This window comes from Mucilaginibacter sp. L196 (assembly GCF_009765905.1).
GTDB lineage: Bacteria > Bacteroidota > Bacteroidia > Sphingobacteriales > Sphingobacteriaceae > Mucilaginibacter.
The window spans coordinates 1,378,197-1,388,394 of sequence record NZ_LMUO01000019.1 but is presented as its reverse complement, the minus strand read 5'-3'; the positions used below and the strand labels follow the sequence as shown (position 1 = coordinate 1,388,394).

At 42.4% G+C, this 10,198-nt stretch carries 12 protein-coding genes; 9 read left to right on the top strand and 3 right to left on the bottom strand.

Translation table 11 applies throughout. The features are described from left to right. From GSQ74_RS22715 to GSQ74_RS22320, 4 genes are all read left to right on the top strand, one after another. Positions 1 to 2,109, top strand: a 2,109-nt coding sequence (locus GSQ74_RS22715; RefSeq protein WP_216846799.1) for a gliding motility-associated C-terminal domain-containing protein, incomplete at its 5' end; no start/stop codon positions are given. Between the two features lie 71 nt (positions 2,110 to 2,180). Next, on the top strand, positions 2,181 to 3,179 hold the full coding sequence (locus tag GSQ74_RS22330; protein ID WP_158996402.1) for a PorP/SprF family type IX secretion system membrane protein: 999 nt from the start codon (positions 2,181 to 2,183) through the stop codon (positions 3,177 to 3,179). Positions 3,180 to 3,226: 47 nt separating this feature from the next. Beyond that, entirely contained in the window at positions 3,227 to 5,188 is a 1,962-nt protein-coding gene (locus GSQ74_RS22325; RefSeq protein ID WP_158996401.1) for an OmpA family protein, read from the top strand. Positions 5,189 to 5,235: 47 nt separating this feature from the next. Continuing rightward, positions 5,236 to 5,580, top strand: a complete 345-nt coding sequence (locus tag GSQ74_RS22320; protein WP_158996400.1) for a hypothetical protein — start codon at positions 5,236 to 5,238, stop codon at positions 5,578 to 5,580. A gap of 51 nt (positions 5,581 to 5,631) precedes the next feature. On the opposite strand, the gene GSQ74_RS22315 is transcribed toward GSQ74_RS22320, so the two are convergent. Beyond that, positions 5,632 to 6,228: an FMN-dependent NADH-azoreductase gene (locus GSQ74_RS22315; protein ID WP_158996399.1), complete on the bottom strand. Its 597-nt coding sequence runs from the start codon at positions 6,226 to 6,228 to the stop codon at positions 5,632 to 5,634. A gap of 5 nt (positions 6,229 to 6,233) precedes the next feature. Here GSQ74_RS22315 and GSQ74_RS22310 point away from each other — a divergent pair, with 5 nt between their 5' ends. Continuing rightward, positions 6,234 to 6,716, top strand: a complete 483-nt coding sequence (locus tag GSQ74_RS22310; protein ID WP_254060952.1) for a helix-turn-helix domain-containing protein — start codon at positions 6,234 to 6,236, stop codon at positions 6,714 to 6,716. Here GSQ74_RS22310 and acpS read toward each other — a convergent pair whose 3' ends face one another. Further along, positions 6,717 to 7,091 carry a holo-ACP synthase gene (gene acpS / locus GSQ74_RS22305; RefSeq protein ID WP_158996398.1) on the bottom strand — a complete coding sequence of 125 codons (375 nt, stop codon included), beginning with the start codon at positions 7,089 to 7,091 and terminating at the stop codon, positions 6,717 to 6,719. A 199-nt stretch (positions 7,092 to 7,290) separates the two neighbouring features. Between acpS and fabG the strand changes: the two genes are divergently transcribed. From fabG to GSQ74_RS22285, 4 genes are all read left to right on the top strand, one after another. After that, positions 7,291 to 8,019, top strand: a complete 729-nt coding sequence (gene fabG / locus GSQ74_RS22300) for a 3-oxoacyl-ACP reductase FabG (RefSeq protein ID WP_158996397.1) — start codon at positions 7,291 to 7,293, stop codon at positions 8,017 to 8,019. Between the two features lie 9 nt (positions 8,020 to 8,028). After that, a complete protein-coding gene (locus tag GSQ74_RS22295; RefSeq protein WP_158996396.1) occupies positions 8,029 to 8,448 on the top strand; it encodes a 3-hydroxyacyl-ACP dehydratase in 420 nt (139 codons plus the stop codon). A gap of 8 nt (positions 8,449 to 8,456) precedes the next feature. Next, positions 8,457 to 8,822 carry a 3-hydroxyacyl-ACP dehydratase gene (locus GSQ74_RS22290; protein ID WP_158996395.1) on the top strand — a complete coding sequence of 122 codons (366 nt, stop codon included), beginning with the start codon at positions 8,457 to 8,459 and terminating at the stop codon, positions 8,820 to 8,822. An 87-nt stretch (positions 8,823 to 8,909) separates the two neighbouring features. Then, a complete protein-coding gene (locus GSQ74_RS22285) occupies positions 8,910 to 9,452 on the top strand; it encodes a lipocalin family protein (protein WP_158996394.1) in 543 nt (180 codons plus the stop codon). Between the two features lie 61 nt (positions 9,453 to 9,513). Here the strand turns inward: GSQ74_RS22285 and GSQ74_RS22945 are convergent. Further along, positions 9,514 to 10,198 (bottom strand): hypothetical protein (locus GSQ74_RS22945; protein ID WP_216846798.1); only part of this gene is annotated, 685 nt, incomplete at its 5' end.

Here is a 10,198-nt window from a genome sequence, read left to right as displayed (position 1 = left end):
ATATCTGCACCACCGGCAGCGCCAACAGCGGGCACAACTGGTACAACTATATGTACAGGGAATGCCACCACAATAAGCGCCACAAGTGCTGATCCAGGCGCGACCATAAGCTGGTTTGCCAATGCGGCAGGAGGTACAGCGTTAGCCACAGGGAATAGTTTCACCACGCCTGTATTAACTGCTACTACCACCTATTATGCCGACGCTACAAATAGCGGTGGTTGTGTTTCAGCAAGCCGTACCGCGGTAACTATAACTATATCTGCACCACCGGCAGCGCCAACAGCAGGCACAACTGGTACAACTATATGTACAGGGAATGCCACCACAATAAGCGCCACAAGTGCTGACCCAAGCGCGACCATAAGCTGGTTTGCTGATGCAGCAGGAGGTACTGCGTTAGCCACAGGCAACAGTTTCACCACGCCTGTATTAACCGCTACTACCACCTACTATGCCGAAGCCGATAACAACAACAGTTGCCCATCTGCATCACGCACACCGGTAACAGTAACGGTATCACCAACTCCGGATGCAGCAATTGCAGGCACAGGTGGCACATCAATTTGTATTAATAGTGCCACAACCATAACCGCTACCAGCACCGATGCTACCGCTACAATAACCTGGTATGCCGCTGCAACAGGTGGTACAGTTTTAGCAACAGGTAATAGCTTTACTACGCCTGTTTTAAATAGTAATACCACTTATTATGCACAGGTAACTAATAGCACCGGTTGTACTTCGGCAACACGTACCGCGATAACCATCACCATAAACGCATTACCTGCCGATCCAACATTGGCAAGCGCTAACGTTGTTGTTTGTTCAGGTGCCAATGCGACATTAATGGTGAGCGCGCCAGTGGCGGGTACAACCTATAATTGGTACGATTCTGCTACATCAACCGCCATACTGTTCACCGGTGCTACTTATGTAACCGGGCCTATAAGCAGTCCGACAGTTTATTTTGTATCTGCAGTAAACGGCACAGGTTGTACAAGTTTAGACAGAACACAGGCACAGGTATCTATACAGGCTGCTCCTGCCGCACCGGCAATAGCGAATGCGGGTACGGTACAAACCTGCGCGGGTACATCGGTAACGTTAAGTATTGCTAATCCGCAGTTGGGATATACCTACAATTGGTATACAGATGCAACAGGTGGATCATCAGTATATACAGGTACTGATTTTGCAACCCCTGCGCTAACATCAGGCACTACTTATTATGTAGATGCGACTAATAGTACAGGTTGTACATCTGCAACACGCACTGCGGTTAACATAAGCGTAACCAATGCGCCAGGCGCACCTACAGTGAGCAACACCGGTACATCGGTTTGTCCGAATAATGCCACTACATTAACAGCAACCAGTAGTGATCCGGGCGCTGTGATATCATGGTACAGCGCTGCAACAGGCGGCACAGCTTTAGCAACCGGAGGTAGCTTTACTACACCGGTACTAACCGCTAACACTACATACTACGTTGGGGCAACAAATACAGCCAGCGGTTGTATTTCAACCTCGCGTACGCCTGTAACGGTAACCATATTGCAACCACTACCTGCACCGGTTGTCGCTGTGTCTGCAACTACTATCTCTTCAGTAACCTTTGCATGGAGTTCAATAACAGGGGCAACCGGTTACCAGGTAAGTCTGGATAACGGTACCACATTTATTGATCCCGGCTCCGGATCGCTAACCTATACGGTGGCGGGGCTCAACCCAGGGCAAAGCGCTACGCTGATCGTCCGGGCAGTGGGAGCTTCGGGTTGCGAGCTCAGCGCTAACTCTGCTGCGGCTACCGGTACAGCGCAAAATCCATTCGGCGACGGAATTTTTGTACCGAATGCATTTACGCCTAACGGAGATGGCAAGAATGATGTTGAATATGTGTATGGAACAAGCATAAAGAGCCTAACCTTTTATGTCTATAATCAATGGGGAGAGATGATCTTTAAATCCGACAGTAAGGCAAGCGGATGGGATGGCACTTTCAAAGGTACCAATCAGCCGGTAGGCGTGTATGTCTACTATGTCCAGGCTACCATGAACGACGGAAAGCAAATAATGAAGAAGGGGACAATAACATTGCTGCGGTGATCAATTCATCGCAGCCCCTAACGGGGTATTAACCTTTAAATAATTCATTCATCACCAAAAAGATTCTCAACATGAAAAAGATTATAATCACCATAACCATACTGTTGCAAATTGTAATAGTTAGCCAGGTAAAAGCGCAGATAGATCCGCACTTTTCACAATATTATGCATATCCATTATTTTTAAATCCGGCATTAACCGGTGTTATGAATGGCGATGCCCGCGTAAACGCCAATTTTAAAGATCAATACGCTACTGTAGATAACGCCTATGAAACAGGTGCCTTATCGGCAGATGTAAGACCTAACGACAGGATGGGCGTAGGATTAACCGTTTTAGATGAATCAGCAGGCACTGCCGGGTATAATTATTTTACCGCTTATGGCTCATTCAGCTATAACATAGCCATATCAAGTAACGGCACCCAGAAGATAAACTTTGGCGTACAGGCAGGTTTAATAAACCGCAGCTTTGATCCAAGTAAGTTGCAATTAGGCGATCAATATAACCCAGCCTTGGGATTTGATTCTAATTTGCCAACTTACGAAACCTTTTCAACCACAAATTCTACCGAGTTTGATGCGGGCGCGGGTGTTTTTTATTATGATGGCGATCCGGCACATAGTGCAAATCCATTCCTGGGTTTTAGCGTAGCGCATCTTAATGGGCCAACTGATCCATTTGCCCTTGCCGGTGAAAACGCCAAACTACCCAAGCGTTATATTGTACATGGCGGTATCAGGTTAAAAGTTGATGACGCGATTGATCTTACGCCGCACTTTATCTACATACGGCAACAAAAGGCAGAGGAAAAAGCCATAGGCGCATATTCTGAATTTAAGTTACCTAATGATAACGGGTTAATATTAGGTGCCATGTACCGTTTTCAGGATGCGGCCATTGCTAACGTAGGGTATCACTTTGATAATTACATCGTAGGCGCGAGTTATGACTTTAATACATCACAACTTCGTTCAGCAACTGCCGGGCAAGGTGGTTTAGAGTTATCCATAAGCTATGTGTTTCACAAACATGCAGATGAACCCGAACCCGTTTGCCCACGCCTGTAATCCTATTTATGAATTAGCCTGCGTTTAGCAGTCAAAAATTTAACACGATGAAAAAGATCATATTAATAAACCTCATAGTAGTTGCCGCCTTAAATGCATTTGGGCAAAAACCTGATGATGTAAAGGTGTTGGGCGACCAAGCATTCGCTAATAAAAATTATTACGCGGCTGCATTTTATTATAAAGAAGCGGCGACAGGATTTAACGTGGAACCGCAAACAGTTATTCCTTTCAGGGGTGATACAAAAGCGGGCAAAAAGGTAAAAGCTGAAAACAGCGATTATGTAAGCTACCAACTGGCGGAATCATATCGCCTTTATGAAAATTATCTTGAAGCTGAAGGCTGGTACTATAAAGTGGTTACCAGCGGCAACTCTGCCAAGTACCCGCTGGCAAGGCTTTGGTATGGCATATGCCTGCGTGCCGATCAACATTTTGATGAAGCCGTTAAGCAACTGCAATTGTTTATAGCCCAATATAATGGTGCAGGAAGATACAAGGATATGGCCTACGAGGAGTTGCGCAATTGCCAATTCGCGAAAGAGCAGTATTTATATCCCGCCCTGTTGGATGTAAAGATGATGAATGGTAAAGTTAATAATGATGGATCGGACTATGCGGCCAATATAAATAACGGTAAGCGTTACTTCACCTCATCTAGGATGCTGAAGAGTGATAAGAAACACCTTAACCGCATATATATATTATCAGATGATGCTAATACCAACCCAGAGTTGGTCAGCTTCAATAATGCCAACGATAAAAAGGAAATTGAGTACGGCACACCATCAATTGACCCCACAGGTAAGCACATGTACATGACACGCTGGTATAAAACGGGCGATAAAACTGTACACGCCATTTATATGAGCACACTTGGCGGCAATGGTTGGGAAGAGCCGGTAAAACTAAACACCAACGTAAATAATGAGGGTTTTAGCTCGATACAGCCCTTTATTACGGCCGATGGGAAACGTTTATTTTTTGTATCGGACAAACCCGGGGGCCAGGGCGGGGAGGATATTTGGGTAAGCGATATTGGCGCGGATGGTTTACCGGTAAACTCACACAACCTGGGCGCGACGGTTAACTCGCCATTGGATGAACAGGCGCCATATTATGACATCGTTGAAAAGAAATTGATATACAGTTCAAAAGGTTTTACCGGTTTAGGTGGATTTGATTTTTTTGTGACCTATGAAACCGTAGGCCAATGGTCGACACCAAAAAACATGGGCTACCCGATGAACTCCGCAAAAGATGATCTATATTACTTACCGGATAATAATGATCGTAAAAAAGCCTATGTAAGCTCAGACCGTGAATCGGATTGTTGCCTTAACCTGTTCACTGTATATGACAAAAAATATATACTGAAAGGCATAGTAACTGATTGCGACGCGCATATAGCTTTAGCAGGCGTTAAAGTGAGTTTTGTTGATTCACTGAGTAAGCAAACCCTGTATGAGCAAACTTCAGGTGCTGATGGCGTATATGCATTTAGCGTAACTACCAAGCGCCCGTACACTATGGTGCTCGAAAAGAAAGGTTATTTTACCAAAGTGGTATCTGCGCCAACCTCGGGCAGAATGAGTGCCGATACCTTGATTAATCCTGATATATGCTTACAGGCTTTTGTGATAAACAAACCCATCGTTATAAAAAATATATTGTATGACTTTGGAAAATCAACATTAAGGCCCGAATCAGAAAAAGTGTTGGATTCCTTAGTGAAAATTTTGGTAGATAATCCAAAAATGAAAATAGAACTGAGTTCGCATACCGATTCTGTGGGTAGCGATGCTTATAACATGAAACTTTCACAAGACAGGGCACAATCATGTGTTGATTATCTCGAAACTAAAGGTATTCCGGAAAGCCGCCTATTTGCTAAAGGTTATGGAAAATCAAGGCCGATAGCGCCAAACTCTTTACCTAATGGCAAGGATAACCCGGAAGGCAGGCAGTTAAACAGGCGTACAGAGTTTACAGTACTAAAAGTTGAATAAAGATACTGGGGTTGTATTGAACAATTGGCAATTAAACAAGAAGTGTTATGGAGCAGGAAATAGTATCATTAAACAGGCCATTATTAAAGTCAAGGGGCTTGTCGACACATCATATTGAGATTTTTGAAATGATATTGATGGGGAAATCAACAAGGGAAATAAACCAGACGATGGGTTATTCGCAACGCTCACATGCCGGGGTTGATCATTCGCGCAAGGTGATGTATAAATTATTAGCGCTGGAAGGTTTGTGCCGAAAGGATCATCTGAAGCAAGTTACATTTCCACGGCAGTACTATTTCTGGTGGAAAAATGTATTGCACAAGCATATGGAATTGTTAATGAAGATTGCGATTAAACCTGAGTACTATAGTACATCTGTGTTTAAATAACGGCTAAAATAAAGTCAGTGAATATTCACTGACTTTATTTTTTTATGATAATTAAACCTCGACACTTTCGATACCTTTTTCCAAAGCAGCATCTTTCAACGCAGGTACAGCAACACCTTCAACCCTATAAACAGTCAAGTCAGTCATGCCTAAAGCACCTAAAAATGATTTTAAGTATGGCGTGGCAAAATCATAACTGGCAGTCGGTCCTTCAGAATAAACACCACCTGAAGCAAACGCCAGGTATACCTTTTTATCTGTGATCAATCCATGTAGTCCGTTTTCGTCATGTGTGAATGTTACACCGGCACGTGAAATATGATCTATCCACGCTTTTAAGGTAGATGGTATGCTGAAGTTGTAAAACGGCACACCTATTACAATAATATCAGCATCTTTAAGTTCTGCTATCGAGGTATCAGAATGTTTTATCGCCTCGGTCATTTCAGGCGTGTGGGTTTCTGCCGGGCTGTAAAAAGCGTTCAAATGCAGTTCTTCCAGATGCGGGAATGGTGTGTTGGTTAGATCATGCTCTTTTACAATACTGTTGGGGTATTTTGTTTTCAGTTTTTCAATTATAGCATTCCCTAATTTTATGCTGAAGGATGCTTCGCCTTTCGGGCTCGAAATAATGTGTAATATTTTCATTTTGTATGATTTTTTATATCTGCACCAAAAATATGTACCTTTGGTATATAAAATATACTACTATACAAAAGGATACCACTATCCTTTTGTATAGCAATAATCAGTTAAAAATGGGTAACGAAAAACATACAACCGAAGAGTGTAACGGCCGTGTAAGTTCAGTAAAAGACGCGCTGTATGTGCTCAGCGGAAAATGGAAGCTGCCGCTGCTTATTGCTTTGATGAACGGGCCGGAAAGATTTAAAGATATTCAGCGTTCCCTTGATGGCATTACGCCCAAAATGCTGTCTAAAGAGTTGAGAGAGCTCGAATTGAATGCGCTGGTTGAACGCAAAGTATTTAATACTGTACCGGTATCTATCACGTATGAACTAACACCATATACCGAAACTGTAATGCCAATTATTAAAGCTTTAGGCGACTGGGGTAAACAACATCGTGAAAAGTTGGTTGAAGAACGCCGCACCGAAGCTGTTGATACAAACTGATTATTTTTCCAGTATCACCACCGCTGATGCCGCCGATTTAATATGGGTTAATGAAACCATTATGTTAAAATTGCCAAAAGCGCTAATGGTTGTATGGGTTAAACCCAACAATGCTATTTCCGGCTTACCCTGGTCGTTATTAATTATCTCCACCTCGTTAAATGCTGTGCCATCGGGCCAGCCTGTTCCAAGTGCTTTAAAAAAGGCTTCCTTAGCCGCAAAACGGGCGGCATAATGCTCATATTTATATGTCTTGCTTTCGCAATAGGCTATTTCACTTGCTGAAAATACTAACTCACGGAAACCATTATCCTTGGTTATCTTTTGAGCGATGCGCTCCACGTCAACAATATCAATACCTAAACCAGCTATCATGGTTAATCTGTTTTAATCAAATTTATATAAATTCTAATAATCGGCTATAATAGTTTATGATTTGATGGTTTATAATGCTACCGGTTAAATGGTGCCCATCTTTAAAATTGGGATATTTACATTACTTTTACCGAAGGATTCTGCTTTAAAGGCGAATATTTAGGTCTAAATCAGAGCCTCCCTGTTAAAATTATATTATATGAAGTGCGCGTTAGTAACCGGTGGTTCAAGAGGTATTGGTAGGGCTGTTTGCTATAAAATGGCCCAAATGGGTTACTATGTTTTGGTTAATTATAAAAGTAATATAGCCGAAGCCGACAAAACACTGGCCCAAATTAAACAGGATGGCGGTGATGGCGAATTACTGCAATTTGATGTTGCCGACAAAAACGAAATTAACCAACTGTTAGGTAACTGGATCGAAACCAATAATGATAAATACATCGAAGTATTGATAAACAATGCCGGTATTAAGGATGATGTGCTGATGGTTTGGATGCAGGATGAGCAATGGGATAACGTAATAAAAACAAGTTTGGATGGATTTTTTTACGTTACCCGATTGGTTTTAAACGATATGCTTAGCCGTAAGTATGGGCGTATAGTTAACGTAGTTTCCTTATCGGGTTTAAAAGGTTTGCCGGGGCAAATCAATTATTCGGCAGCTAAAGCAGGGGTAATTGGTGCTACTAAGGCATTGGCCCAGGAGGTTGGCCGCAAAGGTATAACCGTTAACGCGGTAGCTCCCGGCTTTATTAAAACTGATATGACCGAAGGACTTGATGAAAAAGAATTAAAATCAATAATTCCGGTTAAACGTTTTGGTACCCCCGAAGAAGTGGCATACGCGGTAGGCTTTTTAGCATCGGCAGAGGCCGCTTATATCACCGGGCAGGTATTGTCAATTAATGGCGGCTTGTATTCTTAAAATCCACCAATGATTGTATCTCAAGATAATATTACAGCTATCATACCGCAAAGGCACCCCTTTGTAATGATAGATCAATTAATTACTTGTGATGAAATTTGTTCAAGCACAACGTTTCACATCAAAGCTGATAATGTACTTGTTGACGATGGTGAATTAAGTGAAGCAGGTATTACTGAAAACATAGCGCAAACAGCAGCAGCAGGGTTTGGATGCATCACCCAGCAAAACAAAAAACCAATTGCAGTCGGCTATATAGCAGCTATTAAAAACCTTGAAATTTTTGCGCTGCCTAAAGTTGGTGAAACAATTGAAACCAATGTTGCTATTACAGATCAGGTTTTTGATGTTACCATTATATCAGGAAGTGTTAAGTGTAACGGCAAGTTGCTGGCATCATGCGAAATGAAAATCTACATTAAAGAATAAGATAGATAATGCTGCACCCCCACCTTTTTACTTTTACTGATTTGCAGGCAGAGGGCGATAGGCTGAAAACCATTATCAAGCTTAATGCGGGGCATCCCATATTTAAAGGTCACTTTCCGGGGCAGCCGGTTTTGCCTGGCGTTTGTATGATGCAGATGGTAAAAGAGGTGACGGAAGTTTATATCGATAAAAAAATCAGGTTGCAAAAAGCCCGGGAGCTTAAATTCCTTTCTTTTATCGATCCAATAGAATATTCATCTATCCAAATGGAGCTATCCATAAAAACTACAGACGATGAAATTAAGGTAGATGCGCGCTTGCTTAGTGATACGATACTTTTCTTCAAATTTAGCGGGATGTTTATTCAGCGGTAACGCTCCTCTATTAAAATTGAATTGACTAGCCTGTATTCAATTTGCATTTAATCCAAACAAAAGTTCATCTGGGATTATTATTCTGATATGAAAAATGAAAAATGGTTAATTGCCCTGGCCGCTGGCATTGGACTTGGGGTTGTTATTTACAAATTAGTTTCAAAAAACATTCCCGATGGTGCAGCAGCGGTGGAGCCATTTGATATAAACCGATATTTAGGTAAGTGGTATGAGATAGCGCGCCTGCCAAGCCGTATCGAAAAAAATATTACCAACCTTACAGAAGACTACTCCCGTGTTAATGATGATACTTTTAAAGTGATCACTAAAGGCTATAACACTAAAAAAGACGAATGGATAGAGATGTCGGGAAAGATAAAATTCGCTGGCAAAAACGGTGTTGGTATGTTTAAGCTATCCTACTTGGGTCCGTTTTATGCTGCTTATAATGTACTTGAGATTGATTCGCGATATAAATATGCATTAGTTTCGGGTAGTGGATTAGATTATCTCTGGATATTATCACGCGAGACAACTATCCCCGAGGATGTTAAACACCAATTCTTATTGAGAGCAATGGATATCGGCTTCGCGGTGGAACAATTGGAGTGGATGGATCCTATCTCTTAAATATAAAAGCAGTTATTCTTGAGTATTGTTCAAGAATAGCTGCTTTTATATTTAGAATATTTTATTGGCAGGAGAAAGCCATTATAGCGGCTATACCGGTAGTAGGATTTGGCAAAGTACCATTGTAAACAGTTAACAGCGTTCCTGCTGCTATAGATACTCCACTAATGGTACACTTATAGGAATTAGCAGCATTTGTTGTACAACTACTAATAGTGGTATATGCACTAGCGGATGTAGGCGTTGCGCCACCCGTATAAGTAGCCTTTTGCAATGCCCATGTAATTGTATTATTATTTGAATAAATAGTGAGATATGCAGTGCAAGTTGTCGGTACAATAACAAACCCCGTCGATGCTAGCCCGGCTGGTGTTGCATTTGCACCACTTGCTATTGGACTAGCATAGTTGGCCGTATAACTACCTAGTGCATGTGACGTTACTGTATATGGTATACCCGTAAGCACATTTCCAAGTTGTGATGAGGCAGCAGCACCAGTTGCACCCGTAGAGCCGGTAGCCCCAGTTGCACCAGCAGCTCCTGCGGATCCCGCCGATCCTACATTTCCAGTTGCACCCGTAGAGCCGGTAACTCCTTGCTGACCAGTTGCTCCTGTAGTTCCAGTTGTACCAGTAGCTCCTTGCTGCCCGGTTACACCAGTTGCACCTATAGCACCAGTTACACCAGTAGCTCCCTCTTGTCCTGTAACTCCGGTAATACCTTGAGCTCCAGTGTTACCAGTAGCT

Bases quoted from the DNA above. Each gene is read 5' to 3' on its own strand.
- GSQ74_RS22330 (WP_158996402.1), top strand. From the start codon at position 2,181: ATGAAAAAGATTATAATCACCATAACCATACTGTTGCAAATTGTAATA.
- GSQ74_RS22325 (WP_158996401.1), top strand. From the start codon at position 3,227: ATGAAAAAGATCATATTAATAAACCTCATAGTAGTTGCCGCCTTAAAT.
- GSQ74_RS22320 (WP_158996400.1), top strand. From the start codon at position 5,236: ATGGAGCAGGAAATAGTATCATTAAACAGGCCATTATTAAAGTCAAGG.
- GSQ74_RS22315 (WP_158996399.1), bottom strand. From the start codon at position 6,228: ATGAAAATATTACACATTATTTCGAGCCCGAAAGGCGAAGCATCCTTC.
- GSQ74_RS22310 (WP_254060952.1), top strand. From the start codon at position 6,234: ATGATTTTTTATATCTGCACCAAAAATATGTACCTTTGGTATATAAAA.
- acpS (WP_158996398.1), bottom strand. From the start codon at position 7,091: ATGATAGCTGGTTTAGGTATTGATATTGTTGACGTGGAGCGCATCGCT.
- fabG (WP_158996397.1), top strand. From the start codon at position 7,291: ATGAAGTGCGCGTTAGTAACCGGTGGTTCAAGAGGTATTGGTAGGGCT.
- GSQ74_RS22295 (WP_158996396.1), top strand. From the start codon at position 8,029: ATGATTGTATCTCAAGATAATATTACAGCTATCATACCGCAAAGGCAC.
- GSQ74_RS22290 (WP_158996395.1), top strand. From the start codon at position 8,457: ATGCTGCACCCCCACCTTTTTACTTTTACTGATTTGCAGGCAGAGGGC.
- GSQ74_RS22285 (WP_158996394.1), top strand. From the start codon at position 8,910: ATGAAAAATGAAAAATGGTTAATTGCCCTGGCCGCTGGCATTGGACTT.